21 protein-coding genes and 2 pseudogenes are annotated in these 25,124 nt (G+C 38.7%); 12 read left to right on the top strand and 11 right to left on the bottom strand.

Going from position 1 to position 25,124, the window contains the following annotated elements; genetic code table 11:
- Window positions 1-692: 692 nt before the first annotated feature.
- The 5 genes and pseudogenes from QE422_RS02795 to QE422_RS02775 all read right to left on the bottom strand — a co-directional run bounded on the left by QE422_RS02795 (window position 693) and on the right by QE422_RS02775 (window position 7,410).
- On the bottom strand, window positions 693-1,283 hold the full coding sequence (locus QE422_RS02795; protein WP_307462269.1) for an IS3 family transposase: 591 nt from the start codon (window positions 1,281-1,283) through the stop codon (window positions 693-695).
- 214 nt (window positions 1,284-1,497) lie between these two features.
- Window positions 1,498-1,737: pseudogene (locus QE422_RS02790) on the bottom strand (transposase); the annotation flags it as partial.
- 197 nt (window positions 1,738-1,934) lie between these two features.
- The gene (locus tag QE422_RS02785; protein WP_307454923.1) at window positions 1,935-2,549 is read right to left on the bottom strand and encodes a hypothetical protein; all 615 of its coding nucleotides are present in this window, start codon (window positions 2,547-2,549) and stop codon (window positions 1,935-1,937) included.
- Between the two features lie 6 nt (window positions 2,550-2,555).
- The gene (locus QE422_RS02780; protein ID WP_307454922.1) at window positions 2,556-3,695 is read right to left on the bottom strand and encodes a hypothetical protein; all 1,140 of its coding nucleotides are present in this window, start codon (window positions 3,693-3,695) and stop codon (window positions 2,556-2,558) included.
- Window positions 3,696-3,762: 67 nt separating this feature from the next.
- A complete protein-coding gene (locus tag QE422_RS02775) occupies window positions 3,763-7,410 on the bottom strand; it encodes a hypothetical protein (protein WP_307454921.1) in 3,648 nt (1,215 codons plus the stop codon).
- A gap of 578 nt (window positions 7,411-7,988) precedes the next feature.
- On the opposite strand from QE422_RS02775, the gene QE422_RS02770 reads away from it, so the two are divergent.
- Complete coding sequence (locus QE422_RS02770; protein ID WP_307454920.1) at window positions 7,989-9,524, top strand: YifB family Mg chelatase-like AAA ATPase; 1,536 nt, start codon at window positions 7,989-7,991, stop codon at window positions 9,522-9,524.
- A gap of 168 nt (window positions 9,525-9,692) precedes the next feature.
- Here the strand turns inward: QE422_RS02770 and QE422_RS02765 are convergent, their stop codons facing one another.
- Window positions 9,693-10,094 (bottom strand): hypothetical protein, encoded by a 402-nt coding sequence (locus QE422_RS02765; RefSeq protein WP_307454919.1) that lies wholly within the window; start codon window positions 10,092-10,094, stop codon window positions 9,693-9,695.
- A 161-nt stretch (window positions 10,095-10,255) separates the two neighbouring features.
- Here QE422_RS02765 and QE422_RS02760 point away from each other — a divergent pair, with 161 nt between their 5' ends.
- A complete protein-coding gene (locus tag QE422_RS02760; RefSeq protein ID WP_307454918.1) occupies window positions 10,256-10,606 on the top strand; it encodes a hypothetical protein in 351 nt (116 codons plus the stop codon).
- On the opposite strand, the gene QE422_RS02755 is transcribed toward QE422_RS02760, so the two are convergent.
- The 3 genes from QE422_RS02755 to QE422_RS02745 form a co-directional block, all read right to left on the bottom strand.
- Window positions 10,603-10,689, bottom strand: coding sequence for a hypothetical protein (locus QE422_RS02755; protein ID WP_307462266.1), 87 nt, complete (start codon window positions 10,687-10,689; stop codon window positions 10,603-10,605). The two genes, QE422_RS02760 and QE422_RS02755, sit on opposite strands and share 4 nt — an antisense overlap.
- Entirely contained in the window at window positions 10,652-11,029 is a 378-nt protein-coding gene (locus QE422_RS02750) for a YdeI/OmpD-associated family protein (protein ID WP_307454917.1), read from the bottom strand. The genes QE422_RS02755 and QE422_RS02750 overlap by 38 nt, the downstream gene beginning before the upstream one ends.
- A 153-nt stretch (window positions 11,030-11,182) precedes the next feature.
- Complete coding sequence (locus QE422_RS02745) at window positions 11,183-13,384, bottom strand: S46 family peptidase (RefSeq protein ID WP_307454916.1); 2,202 nt, start codon at window positions 13,382-13,384, stop codon at window positions 11,183-11,185.
- 87 nt (window positions 13,385-13,471) lie between these two features.
- Between QE422_RS02745 and QE422_RS02740 the strand changes: the two genes are divergently transcribed.
- From QE422_RS02740 to QE422_RS02695, 10 genes are all read left to right on the top strand, one after another.
- Complete coding sequence (locus tag QE422_RS02740) at window positions 13,472-13,906, top strand: META domain-containing protein (RefSeq protein WP_307454915.1); 435 nt, start codon at window positions 13,472-13,474, stop codon at window positions 13,904-13,906.
- Between the two features lie 352 nt (window positions 13,907-14,258).
- A complete protein-coding gene (gene hflX, locus QE422_RS02735) occupies window positions 14,259-15,488 on the top strand; it encodes a GTPase HflX (RefSeq protein WP_307454914.1) in 1,230 nt (409 codons plus the stop codon).
- Entirely contained in the window at window positions 15,489-16,118 is a 630-nt protein-coding gene (locus QE422_RS02730; protein WP_307454913.1) for a DUF4919 domain-containing protein, read from the top strand. It abuts the gene before it with no gap.
- A gap of 25 nt (window positions 16,119-16,143) precedes the next feature.
- Window positions 16,144-17,424: a sodium:proton antiporter gene (locus QE422_RS02725; protein ID WP_307454912.1), complete on the top strand. Its 1,281-nt coding sequence runs from the start codon at window positions 16,144-16,146 to the stop codon at window positions 17,422-17,424.
- A 14-nt stretch (window positions 17,425-17,438) separates the two neighbouring features.
- Window positions 17,439-18,173, top strand: coding sequence for a DNA alkylation repair protein (locus tag QE422_RS02720; protein ID WP_307454911.1), 735 nt, complete (start codon window positions 17,439-17,441; stop codon window positions 18,171-18,173).
- Window positions 18,174-18,187: 14 nt separating this feature from the next.
- Window positions 18,188-18,856, top strand: a complete 669-nt coding sequence (locus tag QE422_RS02715; protein WP_307454910.1) for a hypothetical protein — start codon at window positions 18,188-18,190, stop codon at window positions 18,854-18,856.
- A gap of 13 nt (window positions 18,857-18,869) precedes the next feature.
- Window positions 18,870-20,921 carry a hypothetical protein gene (locus tag QE422_RS02710; protein WP_307454909.1) on the top strand — a complete coding sequence of 684 codons (2,052 nt, stop codon included), beginning with the start codon at window positions 18,870-18,872 and terminating at the stop codon, window positions 20,919-20,921.
- On the top strand, window positions 20,921-22,147 hold the full coding sequence (locus QE422_RS02705; protein ID WP_307454908.1) for a hypothetical protein: 1,227 nt from the start codon (window positions 20,921-20,923) through the stop codon (window positions 22,145-22,147). The genes QE422_RS02710 and QE422_RS02705 overlap by 1 nt, the downstream gene beginning before the upstream one ends.
- A gap of 98 nt (window positions 22,148-22,245) precedes the next feature.
- The gene (locus QE422_RS02700; RefSeq protein WP_307454907.1) at window positions 22,246-22,584 is read left to right on the top strand and encodes a DUF6122 family protein; all 339 of its coding nucleotides are present in this window, start codon (window positions 22,246-22,248) and stop codon (window positions 22,582-22,584) included.
- A 224-nt stretch (window positions 22,585-22,808) separates the two neighbouring features.
- The gene (locus tag QE422_RS02695) at window positions 22,809-23,879 is read left to right on the top strand and encodes a calcium:proton antiporter (protein ID WP_307454906.1); all 1,071 of its coding nucleotides are present in this window, start codon (window positions 22,809-22,811) and stop codon (window positions 23,877-23,879) included.
- 335 nt (window positions 23,880-24,214) lie between these two features.
- On the opposite strand, the pseudogene QE422_RS02690 reads toward QE422_RS02695, so the two are convergent.
- Together QE422_RS02690 and QE422_RS02685 are read right to left on the bottom strand one after the other, a co-directional pair.
- Window positions 24,215-24,588: pseudogene (locus QE422_RS02690) on the bottom strand (group III truncated hemoglobin).
- Between the two features lie 113 nt (window positions 24,589-24,701).
- On the bottom strand, window positions 24,702-25,052 hold the full coding sequence (locus QE422_RS02685; RefSeq protein WP_307454905.1) for a hypothetical protein: 351 nt from the start codon (window positions 25,050-25,052) through the stop codon (window positions 24,702-24,704).
- Window positions 25,053-25,124 lie beyond the last annotated feature (72 nt).

Here is a 25,124-nt window from a genome sequence, read left to right as displayed (position 1 = left end):
TAGATTCATAATAAAAATCTTTTTTGCCAAAATCTGGCCTAATAAATTTTCAAAAACTTCTTTATCAAATCCGTAATCATTCCACCAGGATTTTCCTTATAATCGTGAATACGTATCGTACTGCCTACAGGATTATAAGTAGATTCACTAAAACCATTTTTCTATAATCTAATCTTGAGACCACCAGATAATCCATTTCTTCTTGTGCCATATTTTTTATTTATGATATAGTACTACTAAATTTTGCAAGTCTCGGATATTGTTGTAATTTCTAATTTCTTGTAAAGGAGTTACTAACTTTACTTTATCAAATCCTTTCCCTTTTGCCCATCCATTTTTATATAAAGATAATTCTTAAGATCTACTATAATAAACTGAAAAGACTGCCCTTTAGGCAGCCTCTACTTATTATCTTTTTAGAGTTTCTTCTTACTTAAAAATCCTAATATTTGTTGCATCTGCAAAAATTATTTCATCAAATTCATTTTTATGTTTATCTGCAAATTTTTTTTATTTCATATTCATGATTTCCACTTACTCCTGAAAAACTAATAGATGTGATTTTGTAATCTTCCCAGCTTTAGGCACACTCAAAAGTAGAGTTTTGGTTAATAATTTCTTGTTATTGCTGTTAAAACTTTGTTGGAATGTGGGAAAATCTTCTGCGCTTCGTATTTTGATTTTTCCATATTTCAACAAAAAGTCCCGAGGTGTAGGTATTGCAGCGCACTGTGCGGGCGCTCATTGTTATACATCCACATCCAGATTTCTGAATAATTTCTCATCTGCCTGATGTTCTCAAATAAATAAACATCTAAAAATTCTGTCCGAAAAGTCCTGTTGAATCTTTCTACCAGAGAGTTTTGCGTTGGTTTTCCAGGTTGGATATAATGAAGCGCAATATCATTTTTGTCGCACCAGCCTTTTAGTTTTTCACCAATAAACTCAGGACCGTTGTCCACTCTTATCTTTTCCGGTTTTCCACGCCAGTCGATCAGTTGTTCCAGTTCGCAAACCACTCTTGCCGATGGTAAACTGGTGTCGATGGTAATATTCAAAATCTCTCTATTAAAATCAGCAATGATATTAAGGCTTCTCACGCTTTTGCCATTCTCCAGAGTATCGTGCATAAAATCCATACTCCATATTACATTGGGATAAACAGGACGAAACAAAGGCTCTTTCGCTCTTGCCGGAAGGCGTTTCTTTCGTTTACTTCTCAGATTCAGCTTCATTGATTTATAAATCCTGTAAACCCGCTTGTGGTTCCACCTGAAACCCAGGTTTTCAAACGGTGGTGCATCGTCCAGAATCCCCAGGTCTGATGCTGTTCTGCAAGCAAAACCAGCTCCTCCCGGATCTTGTCATCTTCATTGTTTTTCTTCTTTTTGTAGTAAAATAACGAACTGTTTATGATAAAAAGTTTACACGCATTCCGTATGCTTATTCCGTGCTGTGATCCGCAATAAACAACCAGTTCCCGCTTCTCGGAAGGTGTTAAAGCTTTTTTGCGATCACATCTTTCATCACCACATTTTCCAACGTAAGTTCAGCCACGATTTTTTTGTACTGCGAAAGTTCCTTCATTTTAGTAAGTTGATGAACATCCAAACCGCCATATTTACTCTTCCATTTATAAAAGGTCGGCTGGCTGATGCCGTGTTCCCGGCAAATCTCATTTACCGTCTTTCCTTGATTTTGCTCAGATAAAATCTTGATGATCTGAACTTCTGAAAATTTACTGTTTTTTTATTGTCTCCCAAATTTAAAAACTATATTTTTAAATGCTCCAGTTTTTCGGGAAGATTATATCTGCTATTAATGATTATAATAACCCTCTATAAAACGCCCACCCCCTTGAAAAAACCGCAACTTTTAAGGTTGCGGTTGGTTCCAATTAATGTAAATTTTTCACTTAAAAGATTATGAAAATGTTACTCACAATGAAATTTATGATTTCCAGTTTCCAATTCTGTTTGCTTAATTGTTTCTATTAATTTGAGAGAGTTTTCTTTCCAAATATATTTTCTTAAAAAAACTCCATCATTTGAAATTAAGTATTTGTTTTTTTTACAGACATCCAAATTGGGGATGGTATCTAACTCAGCTTTATTTTCATACTTTTGAGTTTCTTTATTAAAAATAAAAAAATCAGCAACATAATTCTTATTATATACCGAAGGGTTTGTTATATGAGGATAAAGCATGATATCATTTACACCATCAAAATTATAATCAAGATTAGAATAAACTCCACCTTCTATAACACCAGTAGAAATATTTTTATCAATAAGGTTTAATACATATTTTTCACCTCTATTTAAAATTATTAAAGAATCTAATCTTTTATATTCAACCTTAGAAGAATTATTTTTTTCTTTTTTAAAATAGTAAACATATTCATTGCCATTTATAGAGTCCCTCTCGGTTATATGCTCATTGGCTTGATTTACAATTTTTGTATCATTACTATTTTCTTTCAATTCATTCTTTTTATTGCATGATAACATCAAGCCAACGATTAGTAAGTAAAAGATTAATTTTTTCATTTTTAATTATTTTTCAAAGTGTACTCCGGGTATTGCGTTTTTTTCATCTTTACTACAAAGCAACTTATTGCCTGCAGAAACACATTTTCCATCTTCAAATTTAGGCATTCGCGTTGGGTTATCCTTAAAATATTTTGTAATACTCAAATCATCACATAAATAGGTTGTTGAATCTACGCCTCTTACAGGATCGTAGGCAATAATTTCCTTTACGAATCTTTGATTTACATATCCCTTTTTCTGAAGATGAAAATATTGAGATGCTTTTGCCCACTTATCTTTATCGCTATTATTCATTCTTATGTTCATATCTCTCCAATAACCTTGTCCTTCCCAATTATAGAAAGGGTTCTTAATAACTTGAGCGTTAAAAATGTTATGGTTAAAATAATTGCGAATAATATCAATATAATATTTGTATACATCTCGAAAACTTTTATTTGTTTCTTTACAATAATCTTTTATTTTTGTCCCGTTTACCATTTTACTATCCGCATATTGAGCTCCTTGACCTAAATAATACATGCAAACTCGATATGCTTCAGAAATCCATTTATTATCATTTCGATCTTTATAATAGGATGACCTTCTTAATCCTTTTTCAAATCCATATTTTTTAGTTAAATTGTAATATATCCAAGGAATGTTAACACATAAATTTTCATCACGTGAAGATTCTCCATAAACAGTTGATATCATTTGAGCTTTTTGCTCTTCACTGTAATTGATCTTAGTATCATTTACTAATTTTGGATTTTCCAATACTTTGTATTTAGCTTCCAAAGTTAAACTATTGGTATATTTATTATTAACTTTAAAATTAATCGTAAATTTACCTGACTTTTTGCTTGTAATATTGGTTCTCATCGTGAACCCGTAATCCACACTTGTCCATTTTAATGTTGTAAATGTTAATTCTTTGTTGTCATTTATTATATCAATTGATATATCATTTTTACCCCATCTTGAATTTCCACTGATTAAAAATTGTATTAAACTTTTTTTACCGACCTCAATATCGGGTTCTTCTTTGAAAGTAATTGTTGGTAAATTACCAAAACCCTCCTCTATTTTATTCAATTTGCTATCTCCTAATCCCAACGCCTTTATTTTATTGGGCAATCCTATTGCTTTTACTGTACTCATTTTGTTTGTTTTTAAATTGTTAAAAAATAGTAATGGCGGCTATAAACCGCCATTACTTTAATTAATTTTAGTCTAGAGTACTTTCCGTTTTCTCAGAACGGCTTAAGTATACATTTCGATGATCAAAACTTGTTTCAAATTCAAGCTCAGTAGGGTTTTCACAGTTATCGACATCGGTTTCCGGGAAGATCGGCAATGGCTTATCCACCGGTAATCCCGTAGATTTATCCTGAAGAATGGTAAGCGTAGTAGGCACTCTCGTAATCCAGTATTTGCCTTGCGGTTTGCCTGTCGGCTGTCTCATTTCATCGACAATACTCATGTACATCGGATCACCAATGACAGGAACTTCACCACCGTTCCAGATTTTTCCGGTTGTCAGGAAGAACTGAACAGCATCTTCAAATCCTGGTTTTACAGTTACGATTACTCTTGCCATCCCTGCCTGCAGGAAACTTCTGAATAGAGGATCTACACTTTCAGAAACGTACATTTCCTGCCACATTTTACGGTTTGCCCAATAATAAGGATAGAAGGTGTAATCCATGATCTCCCATTCAAACGCCTGTTCCATAAACTTCGCTAAGGCAGTGTATTTATCCAGGTTCTCGTTCAGATAGACCTGGAAGTTTTCCATTTTATCGCCATCGGTAAAGTTCTGCCCCAATACATTCAGATAATCCTGCAGCAGATAAGCAATACAATTGTGCTTAAGGACATCATGCTCCATGTACCGGTAGAAAGTGCCCTGTTTTTCTTTGGCTGCTGCTTCTTTTTCCTTCTGCTCCGCATCCAGTCTTGCCTGTTCTTCCTGAAACTTCGTGAACGCATCTTCATAAGCTTTGATAATGGCATTGAAATTTTCTGTCTGCCATTGAAGCATAAAGGTTTCGGAAAGTTTACAGTACAGTGTTACATTAAGCGTTACATCTTCAATATTTCTGCCTCGGTAAAGGAAGTTGAAAGTTCCGGAAAGATTTAAACCGCTTTCCCAAACAGTTCCCTGATTGATCTTACCATTGAAACTCAGATCCCTTTCGCCTCCTTTACCGTTGCTGCAATAGAAATTACTGTTATGCCATAAAGAATTCCGATCCATGTAATATTGAATCTTCATATCTTTGGCAGCGTAGTTTTGTGTAATATTGATAGGCGTTCCTACCGCACCGAATGATCCGGTGGAATTAGGGCGGCCGACAATTTCCTGATATACTTCTACGTTCTCTTTTGGAAGCTCCGTTAAAGCTATCCCATAGATATCTGCCCAATGCTGAAGCAATTCTTTAGTTGCTCCTTTAGGAGAAGCCATATTCCAGGGCTCCGGTGCCTTTCTCGGATCAACAGGAGCGGTAAGCACCTGGCCTTTTGAGACGGATAAAGCTAACCGGTGAAGTTTTGCCGGTTCAGGAACCATAAATTCAAACATGGTACGTTTTCCATAATTGTAAATCTGGTTTTTCATCTTTTTATCGATCCAACGATATACCCCTGTAATATGCTGCGGTACCTCGTTGGTTGTAACTGCATTTCCCCGATTATCAAATTCATGTACATTGGTCTCCGTATATTCTTTAATAATTTTCTGTACCCTTTCTTCATTAATTTTGGTCAGAACCCTTTCCATCGCTCTTTCCGTGATCTCCTGGGATTTAGCCACTGCCTGTCTTGTACTGTCATGCTGCGCTGTATTATTGGCATAATCGGCTCCGATATCCAGCTTATAGCCGCCACTATAACTAAAATGCGCATAGGCTGTAATGCTTTGCTGTTTATCCAATTCTTTGGCAACTTCAGTCTGGACATCGGTTCTGGAAGTTTTGGAAGTGTCAGAAACCTTTTCCGTTTCTACTGATTTGGATGTTGTATCTGTGATTTCCGAATATTCTCTGGCAACAGAAGATTTGTGCCTCAATTCGCTAGCCATTACATTTTCAATATTCGATACTTCTCCCGGAACATAGGCATGAACACTTTGTACAACTTTCAGATAATCGGCAATACCTAATCTTTTAATTCCGAAATTTTTTCTTTTTGAAGGCTCCGCAGATTCTTCTTCTCTTGGGTTATCCTTTACAGGTTTTAAAGTCAGTAGTCCGGTGTAAACCTGCCCATTGGAAATTTTTTGCACCTCTGCGTAAGCTTCTCTGCCGCTCTTAAAGGTAACTTCGATCCTAAAATTATATATCTCACTGAATTTATTAACTAAACTGGCTGGTAAGGTAATTTTATTGTCTACGACTGAAATATTGTTGTAATTTTCTTCAAAATGCCCTGCATTGGTATCTGCAATAATTTTAGCACTGGCAACATCCCAGGAAATATCCTCTACTTCAAATGAGAAATTTAAAAATCCTCTGTTAGATAAAAACAGCGATCCGTAGTTATTTGCAATAAGAGAATATGCCAATGGTGTTCTGGAAGTATTTTCAACTACCGGAATAGAAGCTCCTCCAAAATTCACATACTGCTGTTGCGGCAAAGTCGTATTTTCCAGGGCAGTCTGCGTAGAAACCGAAATTTCCTGCTGTACCTCTGACATAGCTTCATTAAAGTTTTGCAAAGTGCTGTCGATTTGTAAAGCTATTTTCCCAACACGCATCTGTCTATCAGAAATTACTTCTGCTTTTCCTTCGATATCTTTTGTGTCTACTTCTGAAAATATTTCAATAAATAAATCAAAGGATTCTGGAGATAGCTTATATTGAAGCTCAGAAATATCAATTTCATTTTTATAAGAAAACTCAAAGACAGGTACTTCTAATTCTTTCAAGCGTTCATACAGTCTTTTTAATTCTTCTTCGGAAGCTTTTAATTCTTCAAGACGCTCAATTTCTTCAGATAATTTGCTATATTCTTCTAATTGTGACTGATATTTTCTTTGATATGACGCATAAGCATCCTGCTCTGCTTGATAGCGGGATTTATGATATGATTTCTGAAGTTTTTCCAATTCAGCATTCAGTTTTTGTAATCCTTTTTTTCGGTAAAGTGCTTTTTGAGCCACTAAACCAGATTCTGCTTCATTGGTCAATCGCTGACTGGTTATTTTATCAGCCGTAGCTGTAACAGCAGTTCTTGAGGCAACAGATGCCGCACCGGAAGTCTCCTCATCTCCAACGAACAGGTCTCTTGGTAATACGACTTTACCATTGAGTGCGTTTTCCAATGGTTTTGCCCCGTTAACTTTCAGGACATCTGCATCAATGGTCATATTTTGGGCAAATCCTAGATGGATGGCTTTTAGAATATGAGTAATCGCTTCTTTCACATAGAAATCTTTCTGGGAAACAACCTGAAAAATCAAGTTGTTCCAAAGAAGGTCAAATATTTTTAGTCCTTCCGCGGTAAGCTCTTTGTTGGAATCAATGATTCCCACATAATAGGTTTTGGTATAAGCCCAGTCCTGATCACTGACTTTCTCTTTTCTTGAGATTTTTCTACCAATAATAAGTAACTGACCGAATACTCCTGTTTCAAGTTCTTTTTCAGATTTAAAAGCTGTACTTTCAAATGTGCTGGATTTTATAGCAGCATTCATGGCATTGAGTTTAGCTGTAGAAGTTGCTTTTCCTGATACAGCATTATCAAAAAGCCCGGCTACTCCTTTTGGCCTATGGATAAATCCAAGATTTCTTCTCTTGGTTTCTGTAAGTTGTGGATTTCTTAGGCTTACGAATCTAAAAAGCGTCTGTGACGCATTGTTGTTTGTAGACATTTGTGTAAATTTGTTTTTAGTTTTATATAGGTTAAGATTTGAAGGCTCTTTTTAGTAGAGTTGCTTCGGATTTTAGCCTTATTTTTTTAGGTGGTCTTCAGACTATATATGTCCACCCTGAGTTTTAAAATCTGATTTCATTTTCCTTTGTTTCTTTAATGCAAATATCCATCAGGGTAACGCCAAAACTTGTCGTATTAAAAATTAATTTTAAAAAAATATATAACCTCTCTTATATCCCTTTGTATTCAACCGTATTCATATTATTTTATTAAAAGTCACTTTTAAAAATATGATTGATAATAAAAATTATGCTTTAAAATCTGGACGAAATAGGAGTTCAATCAATTTCAAGAAAATAAAATCATTTGAAATTCTGATTTATACAATGTTTTAAAAAGATATCCCACAAAATTTAATTTTAGAAAATCATTACTTCTTTTTTCACCTTCTGTTTTAAAAATTATTCCTTCATGAATAAAATAATTAAAAATTTTATTCGTATTCAGATATTCAACGAATATTGAAGTAAAATTCGTTAATTATTTTTTTTCTACATTTACAGCAAACACGAAAAAATGCTGATCAAAGTTTACGGAAGTGCCATCCATGGCGTTGCGGCACAGACCATTACGATCGAAGTGAATGTAGATACCGGCGGCGTAGGCTACCATCTGGTAGGCCTGCCCGATAATGCCATTAAAGAAAGCAGTTACCGGATTTCTGCGGCCTTAAAAAATGTAGGCTTTAAAATTCCCGGTAAGAAAATCACCATCAATATGGCTCCCGCCGATCTCCGAAAAGAAGGAGCGGCTTATGATCTGAGCATAGCCATTGGCATTCTTGCAGCCTCAGACCAAATCTTAGCAGAAAATATTCACGAATACATTATCATGGGAGAGCTTTCCCTGGACGGAACTTTACAGCCAATCAAAGGCGTATTGCCGATTGCTATCCAGGCGCGTGAGGAAGGTTTTAAAGGCATCATTCTTCCAAAGCAGAATACCCGTGAAGCCGCAATTGTGAATAGTCTGGACGTATACGCAGCAGAAAATATCAAAGATGTTATTGATTTTTTCAACGAAGGAAAACCTCTTCCGAAAATCGAAATCGATACCCGGAAGGAATTCCAGGAAAAGATTAATGATTTCCCTTTTGACTTTTCGGAAGTAAAAGGACAGGAAACGGCAAAAAGAGCGATGGAAGTAGCCGCCGCCGGAGGACACAATATTATTCTGATCGGCCCTCCCGGAAGCGGAAAAACGATGCTAGCCAAAAGAGTACCGAGTATTTTACCTCCACTTACTTTAAAAGAAGCCTTGGAAACCACCAAAATCCATTCGGTAGCCGGAAAAATGGGGACGGAAACTTCTCTGATGACTGTACGCCCTTTTCGGTCACCGCATCATACGATATCCGACGTGGCTTTAGTAGGCGGCGGAAGTTATCCTCAGCCTGGAGAAATTTCGCTGGCCCACAACGGCGTCTTGTTTCTGGATGAAATGCCTGAATTTAAAAGAACGGTTCTGGAAGTCATGCGCCAGCCGTTGGAAGACCGGGAAGTGACGATTTCAAGAGCACGGTTTACCGTAAATTATCCGGCGAGTTTTATGCTGGTGGCCTCTATGAATCCGAGCCCGAGCGGATTTTTTCCGGATGATCCGAACAACACCTCCTCTACTTATGAAATGCAGCGGTACATGAACAAGCTTTCCGGACCGCTTCTCGACCGCATTGATATTCATATTGAAGTGCAGAAGGTCGAATTTGAGCAGTTGGCAGAACGCAGAAAGGGTGAGAAAAGTGAAGCCATTCGGAAAAGGGTTCTCATTGCCCGCGAGATCCAAAGAGAACGCTATAAATATTTAAAAATCAGCTATAATGCTCAGATTGGACCAAAAGAACTTGAAAAATTCTGTCAGCTGGATGAAACTTCCTTCGGCCTGATTAAAATGGCCATGGAAAAGCTCAACCTTTCGGCACGCGCTTACGACAGGATTCTGAAAGTTGCCCGTACCATTGCAGACCTGGAAGAATCTGAAAATATTTTATCGCACCATGTCTCCGAAGCGATTCAGTACAGGAGTCTGGATCGGGAATTCTGGAATGCTTAAGGGTTAATGGTCAATTGTGAATAGTCAATGGAGCTTCACTTGTCAATTTTGCTTTTATTCAAATTAACCATTAACCTTCATTCTTTCAAAATTTAAACAGGGTTTATTACTCCAAGAATTTATATAAATGAAATTTTATTACAATAGAAATTAGATATAGGAAGATACTTACGTTTTATTAAATTGATTTAGTAAATCAGGAAATACATATCTGCTTACTTCTTTATCATAATAAACATTGATTGGAGGCATCTCCATATCATAAGTTTCAAAAAACCATTTTCTGAACATATAATACATTCCTTCAGGTTGATAGTCACAAATATTATATTGTAATTTTTCTATAGAAAAAGTTACTGGAGAAATTTTTATATGTTGAATTATACTTTTTATTCCAGCCATTAAATATTCGAAAGAAACATCATCTAACTTTTGATCATTTAATTTTAAATATATTGATGGTAATACTTCTTGGACATCATTAGCATCTTTACTGAGATCTAATAATTCTTTTATTTCATAAAATATAACTATTCCCCAACTTGTTTTTGATATTATCAATCTATTCATTACTTATTAGTTTTTATTATTAATATATCTTTATAAAAATAATATTTTAAATTCATCATTCACTTGTAAAGCAAAATTCACCATTGACTTTAAATTAAAATATAATACGTCGAGTTTTGTCGTATCAACATTTCATGTTTGCAGAAAACTTACCGATTGATATGAAAACATCCCTAGAAATTTTTAATTCTAATTTAGAAGAAAAGAAGCAGACAGCTTCAAATGTTATACTCTCCAAACCCTTTGCACCACATGAGAGTTCGGTTATTCCTATTAAAGTTCCCACTTTTAAAAATGGTTCGGACGTATTGATGATAAAAAATAACAAAGGCCAGTCTGCCCAGTTTTCATGGCAGCAGAATCTCGTTTCAACGCATCTTGAAAAAGGCTATTTTAAGGAAGTTATGAACGATTTAGGGGTTATGGTTCATTACAATGAAAATTCGATTACAGTAATTAACGGAGGTGCTCAACAGTTCCTGACGGCAGAAATGGAAAGTTTTAACGGTTAAATACCCTTCTTACCTGCCATGATCATCGTGATCATTTTAGCTTTTCTATTCTCCCGGGTTTCGGGCTTTTTGGCTTCTTCTATCCAGCGGATGTATTCCTTTTTTATGGGTATAGCTCATGTTGTTAAACAAGACTTTTGCTTGGGGATTTTCATTGAAAACCAAAGCAATATCTTCTGCTATCTCTACGGTCCGCTCCTCTTGATCTTCCAGTAAAGATACCGAAACCTCATCGCCAAAAGTCTTTCCCAACTGTTTTCTGACTTCCTGCGTCAGGCCTAAGATATGACATTCGGATTTCATTTTTGCCAGGCTTCCGCGATATTCGACTTTCTCATCAAAAATAGCCTTGATTTTTACCTGGCCTTTTTTGTTGAACAGTTCCTCGGTAGAAAAGGGAAATTCTACAAAGGCGGCATTCATTTTTCCGTTTTGTTGTATGATAGCTTTAAATTGTATCGGTTCTGTTTTCATTAGCAAATAGTAGTATAAAAGAACAGCTAAAAATAAAACAATTTCAGCAATAAAAAACCGCGAAAGTTATCTTTCGCGGTCCTTATCATAAATCAGTGAAGATTATTTTTTCTTTCCTTTGGCAGGTGTTGCCTTAGGCATTTTTGTTTTGGTATCGGCTGGCGTATTTTCGTCTTTTACCAATTGTAATTCATCGATCAGTCTTCTCGCACCGGCATATTTATCGATGGTCCAAAGAACGAAACGAACGTCTACGTTGATGGTTTTCTGCCATTCCGGTTCGAAAACGATGTCTCCGCTTAACGCTTCACTGTTTCCGTCGAAAGCGATACCGATCAGGTTTCCGTCAGCATCGATTACCGGAGAACCAGAGTTACCACCGGTGATATCGTTGTTGGAAAGGAAGTTAACCGGCATATATCCTTTTGCATCGGCATATTGTCCGAAGTCTTTCAGGTTGTATAGGTCGATTACTCTTTGCGGAAGATCGAACTCCTCGTCTCCTTTCTTGTATTTTCCTACAAGACCGGTCATATCCGTATAATAATTATCGGTAATCCCGAAATAATTTCTGTCTGATCGGATCGGCAATTTATCAACCGTTCCGTACGTTAATCTCATCGTAGAGTTTGCATCCGGATAGAATTTTTTCTCAGGCATGGCTTTCATTAAACCGGCCAGGAACAGCCTGTTGTTTTTCGCAAAATTATCATCGATCTTCACAAATCTTTCTGCAGAAGCTCTTTGGTCAGCTACAATTCCGTTGGCAATTTTCCAAAGCGGATCGGCATCCAGTTTCAAAGCATCCGGATTCAGCATGAAGTTGGTTGCAGAAGTTTTGTTTGCGAAAATGGAAGAATAAGCAACATTGGACAGGTTATTGGCATCCAGACCCATAATGGTTTCAGAAGCCACATCCTTATTTACTTTCTGCTGGTAAAGATTGACCATAGAGTTCATCATCTCGCCTTCCAGCTTGGTATTGATATTTTCATAAGCCGCTTTCAGCGCAGCTTCCACTTTCGGCTTCATCGCAATTCTTCCGGCCATGTCCTGCTTGGCATACGCCTGAAGAACACTTCCTACCTGCAATGCCAGGGTAAAATATTTAGAGTTTCTTGAAAGCTGGGTCATGTACATTCTCTCTACGTTACGGTCTGAAGTCTGCTTGTAATAGATCCCGATATTTTCCAGCACATTTTCATTTTCCGCCACATTAGCCGGCTGTACCGCCCATGTTTTGAAACGCTCTTCGATTTTCTGCTTGTCTGCAATCGTTCCGTTCTTGATAACGGCATCAATCGTTCCCTGTCTGTTTTTCCAGTAATTGGCTACGGAAGCATATTGGGAGGCATAGTTCAGCTGCGTTCCTTTATCTTTATCCATGTACTTCTTCATCACATCCATTGCAAGTTTGGAAGCCTGAACCCATGCCGGATAGTCTTTGTTTACCATCTGCTCAATTCCATAAGAAGTCAGGTAACGGTTGGTTCTTCCAGGATACCCTAAGATCATAGAGAAATCACCTGGCTTCACTCCTTTAAGAGAAACCGGCAGGAAATGCTTAGGCTTCAAAGGAACATTGCTCGGAGAAAATTCCGCAGGGTTTCCTGCTGCATCGGCATACACTCTGAAAACCGTAAAGTCTGCCGTATGTCTAGGCCATTCCCAGTTATCGGTATCCCCTCCGAATTTTCCTAATGCGGAAGGCGGAGCTCCTACCAATCGGATGTCTTTGTAATCCTGATATACGAAATAGTAGAACTCGTTTCCATTAAAGAAATCTCTTACCACTACGGTATATTTTCCGTTCTCAGAGTTTTCAGACTGGATTGCTTTTGTTTCAGCATCGATCACGGCCTTACGCTCTGCAGCGGACATATTGTTGTTCAGTTTGGAGTTGATTCTTTGGGTAGCATCATCCATTCTTACCAAAAATCTTACATAAAGATCTTTCGCATTGAATTCATCTTTCTGCTTCATGGCCCAGAACCCATTCTTCAGGTAATCTTTTTCCGGAGTTGAAGCAGCCGCCACGGCACCATAACCGCAGTGGTGATTGGTAAAAATAAGACCCTGGTTGGAAACGATTTCCCCTGTACAGAAACCTCCGAAGCTCACGATGGCATCTTTAAGGCTTGAATTGTTGACCGAGTAAATCTCTTCCGGCGTAAGATGCAATCCTTCTTTTTGCATATCTACCCCATTGAGCCTTTTGACGAGCATTAACAACCACATTCCCTCGTCTGCCCTCATCTGGACAAAACTTAAAAGGAAAGTGAATAGCAGTAATATTCTTTTCATTGTATTAAATAATTTTTGTGTCGCTAATTTACTAATTTTTTTACGGTTCCGCGTCCGCGATGGTACGAAAATGGATTTAAGGCGCCTATGAAAAGAATATGGCTTTCCCTTTTTGTTCTTTTAGGTCTAAATTTCCTGATGAACTGCTCTTCCACAAACCTTAATAATCCCCAGCTTAAAAGGGAATGGATGCTTGTTTCATTTAAGAATTATCCCAAGGAAGATTTAATCCGGAATAAAGCAGAGATCGATCTCACAGCTCCCGCTGAAAATGGAAAAATAAAAGGTGGCGCTTTTATGGGGTGCAATAAAATGTTTTTCACCGCCTCGTTTAAAAAGAATGGAACCTCCGCATTTTCCGATATCAGCTCTACACTGATGGCCTGCCAAAACATGAAACTTGAAGATGATTTTTCAAGAAGTTTAAAGAAGATGCAGCATTACCAACTGGAAGGGCATTTTCTGATATTACAAGATGATGAAGGAAACAGGATGAAGTTTGTTGCTGCGGATTGGGATTGAAATTCCTTACAACGAATGCATTAATTATTCTGCCCGTTATTGAGTAAGAGTTTTTTATTATAAGAATTATAACAAGTTTATATACAAAACTGAAACGATAAAGTATTTTAAAAAATATTTTGTTTTTAAGATGCCTTTATTTATTTTTCTCCTACCTTGGCGATATATATGAACAACAATCATAAATAAATAGAGTCATAATAAAATCCTGGCAGATCTGGACTTTAAATCTATCATTCTTTATCAGATTATAGCTAAATAAACCTCTGCATTCCGCTACCACAAAAAATCGTCTTGTTTTTTTTAACGAAAAATGGTATCTTGTAAATCTTACAAATACAGATAGAATTTAATGCTAGAAAAGAAAGAACATAATTACGAAAAGGCCGTTTTGGTAGGGGTGGTTACCCAGCACCAGGACGAAGACAAGCTTCAGGAATATATGGACGAGCTTGAGTTTTTAGCCTTCACTGCCGGTGCCTCTGTGGACCGACGTTTTACTCAGAAATTAACACAGCCTGATTCCAAAACCTTTATCGGGAGCGGAAAAGCACAGGAAATAAAAGAATACGTAAAAGAAAATGCCATCGGTACCGTTATTTTCGATGACGAACTCTCCCCTTCCCAGCTGAAAAACCTGGAACGGGAAATGGAAGTGAAAATCCTGGACCGCACCAACCTTATTCTCGATATTTTCGCCCAGAGGGCAACAACATCATACGCAAGAACGCAGGTCGAACTGGCCCAGTACCAATATCTTTTACCACGACTTACCCGGATGTGGACCCACCTTGAACGTCAGAAAGGGGGAATCGGGATGAGAGGACCGGGTGAAACGGAGATCGAGACCGACAGACGGATCATCCGCGACAGGATCTCATTACTGAAAGACAAACTGAAAACCATCGACAAGCAGATGGCTACCCAGAGAAACAACCGCGGAAAAGTGGTAAGGGCTGCTTTGGTAGGCTACACCAACGTAGGGAAATCTACCTTGATGAATGCCTTGTCGAAGTCTGAAGTTTTTGCGGAAAACAAATTATTCGCGACGCTGGATACAACGGTAAGAAAAGTAGTGATCGGAAATTTACCTTTCCTTTTAACGGATACCGTAGGATTTATCAGGAAACTTCCGACGCAATTGGTAGAATCTTTTAAATCTACGCTGGATGAGGTTCGTGAAGCAGACCTTCTGATCCATGTGGTGGACATTTCCCACGAAAGTTTTGAAGACCATATTGATTCCGTGAATCAGATTTTAATGGAAATCAATGCCCATCAAAAACCGATGATCATGGTTTTCAACAAGATCGATGATTTCAGCTATCAGAAAAAAGATGAAGACGATCTTACGCCGTCGACAAGGAAAAATATTTCCCTTGAAGAATGGAAAAACACCTGGATGGCCAAATCCAAATACCCGACGGTATTCATTTCGGCCTTAACGAAAGAGAACTTCCCGGAAATGAAGAGGCTGATCTATGATGAAGTGATGAAGATCCATATTTCCAGGTTCCCTTACAACGATTTCCTTTTCGAATATTTTGATAATGATGAGGAAGAAGAAAGCAAAAAAGAATAAATGAAATATCACTTTTTCCTGATATTGATTTTCGTATCCGTTTTCGGTTTCAGCCAGAAACCGAAAATTGATCTTAAAGCCATTGAAAAGGATCTTAAAAACGAAAAATCTCCCTTTAACTACGAGAAGCTTGTTTTTAAATATAAAGCCTATCCCCGGTCGCTGGATACCCTTGAGGCCCAGCATCTTTATTATGGAAGAAATTTTAAGAAAGATCCTGTTCTCACGACCGATGCAGATTTCAAAAGTTTGGCAGAGGCTTTTAAGAACAACAATTTTCAGGACTGTATCCGGCAGGGGAAAATCCTTTATGATAAAGACCCCACCAATCTGGATATTCTTCTGATCCTGCTGAAAGCCTACGACTATCAGAAAGACGGTGATAATTTCATGTATCACCTGAGCCAGTTCCGAACTTTAACGGACGGCATGAAATCTTCCGGCGATGGAAAAACGGAAAAAACACCGTATCTCGTGAATTCCGTAGGCGACGAATACATCCTGCTGAATATTCTGAACCTCGGACAGGATTATACAAGAGGTTCGAAATCCGTCCGGGACGGCATTCTCGACATCTGGGAAAAAGACAACAACAAAGTTTATATTAAAGTACTTTATATTGATTATTAAAAAATTAAACTAAAAAAACAGCTTAGTGGAATTATATTATTCATTTTCAGCTCTTATCGTTCTAGCATCCATATTTTCATACCTTAACTACAGATTTCTTAAACTTCCGAGTACGATCGGGATTATGGTGATCGCGATTGTGGTTTCCATATTTCTGGTTTCGTTCGGGGAAACGGTTTTACCGAAAACCTACGGGCACCTCCACAACCTGATGACCGGCATCGACTTTACCGAAGTCCTGATGGGCGCCATGCTTAATTTCCTGCTGTTTGCAGGAGGGATCCACATCAACTTGGACGACCTTAAGGAACAGTTTCGGCCGGTGGTGATTTTTTCGACAGTCGGCGTACTTATTTCCACTTTTGTGGTTGGATTTGGCATGTTTTACCTTCTCCCCTTCTTAGGAATCCATTTACCTTTTATCTATTGCCTTCTCTTCGGAGCTTTAATTTCGCCTACCGATCCTGTGGCGGTTTTAAGTATTCTGAAGCAGGCTAATGTATCAAAGTCGCTGGAAACAAAAGTCGCCGGGGAATCGCTGTTTAACGATGGGATGGCCGTAGTGATCTTTTCGGTAGTTCTCCAGCTGGCCATTGGCGAGCAGGTGGATTTAGGGCTTGAAAGTATAGGGCTTCTGCTGCTGAAAGAAGCCGGCGGAGGGCTGTTGCTGGGAATTATACTGGGCTGGGTTACATCCAGGCTGATGCGTGAGGTGGATGATTATATTATTTCCGTGCTGGTAACGCTTTCCGTAGTAATGGGAGGATATCTTATTGCCCGGCAGATGCATATTTCCGGACCGTTGACCATGGTTGCTGCGGGACTGTTCATGGGTAATTTCAGCGTTAAGTTTAAAATGAAATCAATCACTCAGGATTACCTGATTAAATTCTGGGAACTGATCGATGAAATTCTCAATGCGGTGCTGTTCCTGTTTATCGGTTTTGAGTTATTGATGATCAAAGACTTAAGTCATTTTGTCCTTCCGGGGTTGGTTGCCATTGTGATTGTGCTGCTGGCCAGAGTCATTTCGATCTGGGGGCCTACGAAATTTATGAAACGGACCTTCAGCCCACAGACCGTTAAAGTTCTGGTGTGGGGCGGAATCCGGGGCGGGGTTTCTATTGCGCTGGCGATGTCTGTTCCCAAAAACGAATACAGTGAGATTATTTTAAGCATTACGTATTGCGTAGTGGTATTTTCCATTATCGTTCAAGGACTTACCATTGCAAAAGTTGCCAATCCGAATAAAATTGCCATCGAAGAAGAAAAACTGGGAAGCGTTGCTTTAAAAGAAGATAAATAATTATATAGTAATCAATGTCTTACCCTGAAACAAATTCTGCAATTCAAGAAATAAAAGAAGCACTGGCTATTCTTTCCGTACCTGAAAAAGCTGCGTTTTTTCCAAAGTTCTTTAAAACGGGAAAAGGAGAATATGGCGAAGGCGACTTGTTCCTGGGAGTGAAAGTCCCTGATCAACGATTGGTGGCGAAAGAATTCTATGCAAAGGTTTCATTGGAAGAATTAAGTACCCTTCTTTCTTCAGAATATCATGAGCACCGGCTGACCGCGCTTTTCATTTTAATTTTAAAATTTGAAAAAACAAAGGACAAGGAAGATCAGTATGAAATTGTTGAATTTTATCTGAACCATCTTCCATACATCAACAACTGGGACCTGGTAGATTCAAGCTGTTATAAAATATTGGGGCAGTACTGCTTTGAAAATCAGCAGGAAGACTTATTAAGAAAACTTTCCGGATCTGATGAAATGTGGCACAAAAGGATAGCTGTAGTGGGAACGATGCATCATATAAAAAAGGGTTCTTTTGAACTGACGAAGGAGTTTGTTACCCGCAATCTGAAACACCCTCATGACCTGATGCACAAAGCCAACGGCTGGCTCCTCCGTGAAATGGGACAGAAAAACGAAAAGGAACTCATCGATTACTTAAACAAATATTACAAAGATATGCCAAGGACCTGCCTGAGATATGCCATTGAAAAGCTGGACGAAAACTTGCAGCAGGATTATTTAAAAAGCCGGATCTGAAAATTAAAACCATTATGAAAAATTTCATTAAACATCTTTTCCTGCTGCTGCCATTCTTACTGCTGACCAGCTGTTTCGATATTTTAGAAAAAGTAAACGTAAAAGCAGACGGCACCGGGGAATACACGGTGATCCTTAACGCCAGCAAGAGCAAAACAAGACTCGCTTCCATTTCAAAAATGGAGACGATTAACGGAAAAAAAGTTCCGAAAAGGCCGGAAATTGAAGCGAAGATAAACGAAGCTGCCCGTATTTTCAAAGCCACGCCGGGAATTTCGGATGTGAAAACGTCCGTTGATTTTAACAATTATATCATCAAGCTGAGCTGTAATTTTAAAAAAATCGAAAACATCAATGCCGGGCTGGAACAGCTCAAAGCAAAGAACATTATCGGCAAAATGGTGCCGACCCGGATTTACAGCCAGAACCTAACCGGTAAATCTTTTACCCGAAACAAAATCAGCACTTTTAAAAGCGATTATGATAAAATGAGCAAGGCCGATAAGGAAATCTTCAATGATGCCCGATACATTTCCGTCCTGCAGTTTGAGAATGCCATCAAATCTCAGAGCAATGCCGCGTATTCGCTTTCGCCTAACAGAAAAGCCGTTAAACTGGAAACTCCTGTTCTCGATCTGATTTTTCAGAAAAAACAAATACAGAATACCATCCTCTTCCAATAAACCCATCACAACCATGAAATCTGTTTTACAAAAAATACAAATCTTTATTTTCCTGTTCGTTGGAGTAACATCCGTTTTTGCACAGCAAAGCATGAAGCTTCCGAAAGATGCCCTTTTTTATATGGAAATCAACGGGAAACAGTTGGATAAAAAGGTAAACTGGGAAAAATTCAATCCTTTCCTGCAGGAAGTTACCAAAAAAAATAAAAAGCCGACCTGGACAGACTATTCAAAAACAGGAATTAAATACGATGCGCCTCAATACCACTATGCTGCGTTCAACGATTCCGTGCAGATGTATACGGCTCATTTCATTCTGGATAATCAGGAGAAATTCCAGGAGTTCATCCATTCCACGAAAAAGGAAGGGCTGGAAATTACCAAAAAAGGCAAATATTCTTACGTAAGTCTGGATAACGATGTTTTCATCGCCTGGAACGGCAACCGTGCAGTCCTGAAGATGATTAATTATAATAAACCATACAATTGGGAAGATGAAACCGTGGTTGATAGTGCAGCAGCAATAATCGACAGCGTTGCAGCTATCACTATGGACAGCTTATCTGCCGGACCGGAAATGGACAGTGCGTATGTCGAAAAGGCTTTTGATTACAAAGAGGAGATCGGATACCTGAAAGAGGATATTAAGACCCTGAAAGAAGAGATCAGGGAGAACAATGCAGAAATTGCCAGAATGCAGAAGGATATCAAATATCTTGAAAAGCACCATCAGTATCCGGAAGAAAAGAAAGGATCCACCGATAAGAATTATTCTGAGAAAGAGGAAGAAGCCCTTCCGCCGCCAATTTTGGAGGACCCTGAAGAAGATCCTGAAGAAGAAGCGGCCTTTCAGAAGGAACTGGACTCCATCGACATTGAAAAATTTAAAATCGTAAGAAAACTGGCGGAACAGTCTTTTGACGAGTACTTCAATTCCAGCCTGGAGCTTGATGTACCGAAGGAAATGACGGCTTACCGTGACGGAGCCTCTGATGTTTTTGTCTACACCGATTACGGAAAAATCGTAAATAACGGATTGTACGGAAAGATGATGAAACGATATGAATTTGGGCCGTTTATCTCTACATTATACAACTCCAATTATTCATACAACCTGTATTTTGATAAGGATAAGATAAGGCTGGTCAACAATTATCAGCACAAAAATCCTGATGTTCAGAAAAGCGTTGCCGCGGTGTACAAAGGAAAGAAGAACAAAAAGCTGGCAGCCCTCATCAACGATAAAAGTGTAGGCTACTACTCCATGAATGTCGACGGAAGCAAATATTTCGATATGCTGTACACCTTCCTGAAAGATTCCGGAGACACTGATTATCAGAACGAAAGTGAATTGATTATGGAAACGATGAAGATCGTCCTGGATGAGGAAGCGATTACCAAGATTGCACCCGGAAACGGAATTTTTGTTCTGAACGAACTGAAATCCAAAACCGTGGAATATACTGATTTCGAATACGATGACGAATACAATGAGAAAGAAGTGACCAAAACCAAAGAAGTGGTAATGCCCGATTTCACTTTTGCTTTTGCAACGGAAAATGAAGGCTACTGGAACCGCATCTTTACGCTGCTGACGACCAATAAGAAAACGTCTAAAAACTTTTCTAAAAACGGTGGTCTGTATTCTTTTAAAGACGAAAAAAGTACGGGATATTTCGATCAGCTGTTTTTTATGGTGAAGGACGGTATCGTTTATGTTACCTCATCACCGGACAATATGCAGCCGAAAAGCCAGTCTGAGATCTCGAAAAACTGGGCAAAAGATTCCGCTAAATATCCTTTATCCGGCCGGTTCGATATGCAAAAGCTTTTAACAGGCCTTGAAAAAGAGTTTAAAAGTGTTCCACAAAGAAAAACGCTTGATCTGATCCGGAGAAATGTCGGCGAGGTTTATTTCCGGACAGAGGCAAAAGGCGAAAAGATCCAGACCGAAATCGATTACCGGATCCGGAATTCTTCTGAAAACAGCCTGATGTATTTCTTCGACCTGTTCGACGAGATCTACAAAATCAACGAATCCGAAAAGAAAGTACCGGTTCTCTGATGAAAAAGAAATATATTGCTTTCGCTACCCTTCTGATTGCAGCAACGGTTTATTTCGCATTGTACCATCAAAACAAGACCTTGAAATATGTCCCGAAAAATACGGATATCCTGGTCTTGGTGGATACGAAAAAGCTTACCCGGCAATATATTTCAGAGTTTCTGACGCACCCTTCCCAGTGGAGGCAAAAGAGGGATAGAAAGGTTCCTGCTTCCATCCCTACAACAGGATTGAAAATTCCCGATTTTATACAGGTCTTTCATCTAAAGGACACTCCTATTTCCCAGTGGTACAGTGTATTTGAGATTAAGGATCAGCAGGAACTTTTCAGCTACCTGAAACAGCAGAAATTTATCCGTACAAGGAAAAATGTATTTAAGAAAGAATTTCTTTTCGTGATGATTACCGAAGAAAACTGTATTGCCGGAACTTCAGATGCAGCTTTTCAAAGCATACCCGGTTCTGTGGATTCTGGAAAGAATGATTTTCAGGCCGGCTCTTTTATCGATGGCAGTACGGGAAGCATTTCTTTTATTTCAGGAACGCGAACGCATAATTTTTCGATTGATATCCATGAAAATGATATTGAGATCACGAACAGTCTTATTCCACAGAATTTCAACCAGGTTATTTCAGGAATTGAAAACAGAATTACTTTTCTCGATGCCGAACTGGATGCAGAGAACATCACCCATATCGAGCGGCTTTTCAGTACCGGCATTACCGGAACTTCAGGAATTCAACATGTCCAGGCTGCGGCACAGCTCGAACAGGTGAATGACACGATTATCACCTACGGTTATGATGATAATTTTAATGAAACTGAGAAAAAGACTGTGCAAAAGATCGTACAGCCGAATTACGCACTGGCTTTGAAAAGTACAGATCCGGAGAAAACGATGCAGGACTTTTATAACAGGAAATGGATCAATGTACAAAATCAGTTTACCGCTATCCCCTTTCAGCCAAACATTATCACAAAAGATAAAACCGGAATCAGCATAAGATCAACCCGGAGACCTGTATCATTGCCGCCGGAGCTGAAAGCCAGTTATATTTTCGTAAAAAACAATCCGTTATTGCTTGCTACGGTGAAAACGTTGTCTCCTGCAGAAAGGAAAATGATTTCTGGGTTAGAATATATTTTTTATGGCAACCGCAATCAGGATTATTATGTAAAATTACAATTTAAAAAAGACAGGGTTCCGCTGATTTTAAGGCCGTAAAAAGAAAGGCCGTTCAAATTTTATGTAATTAAAGTAGTCACAAAAAGAAAACTCATTTCAGATATTGTGCACATTAAATGTTTTAAAAACTCAGAGATATGGATTCTTCAGATATTGCTTTACTCAGAACCTGTACACATTATTTCCTGCATTTCGTTTTTCCGGTATTTATTGCCCTGGTCTTTTACCGGAAACATTGGAAAAAGGTTTACCTGATCCTGCTGGCCACCATGCTGGTGGATCTCGATCATCTTTTGGCAGATCCGATTTTCGATCCGGACCGGGCGAGTGTGGGATTTCATTTTCTGCATTCTTATTATGCTATTGCGGTGTATTTTTTGATGCTGTTTTTCAAAGGAAATATCAGGATTGTCGGTATCGGGCTCCTGCTTCATATGCTAACAGACCTGCAGGACTTTTATCTGTGGCCACACTGATGCTTTTTTAACCAGAACAGTTACAAAAGATATTCATACCGCATAAAAAGCTGAATGCTTCTTGTCTTGGAAAGCGTACAAAAGTTTTTAAAAATCTCAGATTTTTAATTTTATGCCTTCTCCTTTTACTGGTTTTATAATCCTCAGTAAATGAAATAAGTTTTTATGAATATTTCCTTTTGATATTTTAAAAACCATTGATTTTTCGTATTTTACAGATGCTTATGAAATTAAAAGAATTCTTACATTATACGTACATTTTTCCCCTTTTGGCCGTAGGTTATTATTTTTCCGGACTGATGGGAACCGGCGTCCTGTTTGACGTGATTGCCGGGATATTGCTGACGGGAAGTGTCCTGTCGGCAGTTCATCACGCGGAGGTGGTTGCGCATAAAGTCGGGGAACCTTTCGGAACGATTATCCTGGCCCTGTGCATCACCATTCTCGAAGTTGCTTTGATTATTTCCCTGATGGTCGCCGGAGGTGATCAGGCCATTACCTTGGCAAGAGATACCGTTTTTGCAGCGGTGATGCTCATCCTGAACGGGATCTTGGGGATCTGTATCCTGGTCGGCGGGGTAAAATATTACGAACAGTTCTTTGCGAGGACTTCTGCCACCACGTATCTGGTGAGTATTGTTTCGATTTTGATTTTGACGCTGGTGTTACCCAATTTCACCTCAAGCATTAATGGTCCTTTTTACAACCAGGCGCAGCTGATTTTTGTGTCCATTGCCTGCCTGGTAATTTATGGGGTTTTTCTCATGGTTCAGACGGTCAGACACCGGAATTATTTCATTGTACCGGAAGAGCATCCTGAAGAAAACTATACTCCTTCCGTTAAAAAAACAACGATCAGTTTTGTATTTTTAGTGATCTGCCTGGCTATTGTTGTGGTGATGGCCAAAGGGCTATCGTCCACCATTGAAGACATGGTACAGAGCTTCGGCGCTCCGAAATCGTTGGTCGGCGTTATCATTGCAGCGGTCGTATTGCTTCCGGAAGGAGTTGCAGCAATCCGGGCGGCGCGCAACAACCAGATCCAGTCGAGCCTTAACCTCGCGCTGGGTTCTGCACTGGCAAGTATCGGCCTGACAATTCCTGCGGTTTCCGTGGTCTGCATCCTTTACGATATCCCATTGGTCTTGGGGCTGGATAAAAAAGATGTGATCCTGCTTTCGCTTTCGGTATTTATCGTGATGCTCTCCTTAAGCCGCGGAAAAACAAACGTACTTTACGGAACCGTATTGTTGGTGAACCTGGCGGCTTATATTTTCACAGTGATTGTGCCTTAAGAGGGAAGCTGGATGCTGGAAGGTTCTCGGTGAAGATCACTGCCGGCCGTCTTGAATATTTTGAATCCGAAGTAGAAATCAAATCAATAAGCTGGAAGAAGGAAGCTGGGTGTTGGAGGTTTTTCGGTTAAGATCACTGTCGACCGTTTTGAATAATGCGAATCCGAAATCAGATAACGGCTGGAAGAAAGAAGCGGGATGCTGGAAGTTTCTCTTGTCAGTATTATCAAAGGTATAAATTAAATACAGCTGAATTTACGTTTCTTAATAACAACTTCAACCCAATATTAAATTCAATTTTAAACTTTAAACCTTGAACTCAAAACCTTAAACCCTTACAGCCTTCGGGCCAGGTCCATTTTAAAGGCCATCAGTTTGGCGATGTTTTCTGCTTTATAAATTGCCAGATCCGCATTTTCCCGGCGAAATGCTCTTCAACGGTGGCCGTCCAAAGCTTCAGCCAACGGTCAAAATGCTTCTGCTCCATCGCCCGGATCTCATTGATCGGGAAATGCGCACCCATCGGGTTTCCTTTATACGACATCTGCCCAAACAGAACCGATTCCCAGAACGCATACATCTTCGGCAAATGTTTATTCCAGTCTACTCTGGCGACCTCATTAAAGAAAAAGCCGATCTCCTTAACGACTTTATCGTAAAACGAATTCACCAAAAGCTCAATATCTTCTCTTGATTCCAATTTTTTCATATTCAAAGGTAGGGTAAAAAGTGGGTTGGGAGGTGGGTTGTGGGATGATATGTTTCGGATAAGAAAGGTTTAAGGAAAATTTTAAAGCTCTGGAATGAGAAAGAAAATATCAATTATTGATAATCGAAACGGTCTTCATCAGGGTACCAATAAGTGTCTAAGGCTGTGACTAATGTTCCATTTTCATAGGCTTCTAGTTGTTTTTCTAATATTCCTGCAGTACCAAATTGAACTACTCTACCTATTCTTTTTTCCACTAAAAAAGAGGCATTACCTACTAATGTTTTACTAAGATTTCCTGTTAAAAGAAATTCTTTTGACTGATAGTCGTAAATATTTCCATAAGGTTTTTTAATAGTACGATCATTTAATATTACTACTTCAATATCCGATCCTCCAAAATGTTCTGCTCTGCTTTTCAAATAACGTTCTGCTATAGCTAGCATTTCCTGATCTGTTAACATAATTATTTTCTACTTTATGTTTTTAAGCTAATAAAAATAACAAATACAGCAGAAATTTTTCTGCTGTATTTG

Source organism: Chryseobacterium sp. SORGH_AS_0447 (assembly GCF_030818695.1).
Taxonomy (GTDB): Bacteria; Bacteroidota; Bacteroidia; order Flavobacteriales; family Weeksellaceae; genus Chryseobacterium.
Note: the sequence above shows the minus strand (reverse complement) of the source record. Positions and strands in the feature narration are given on the sequence as shown.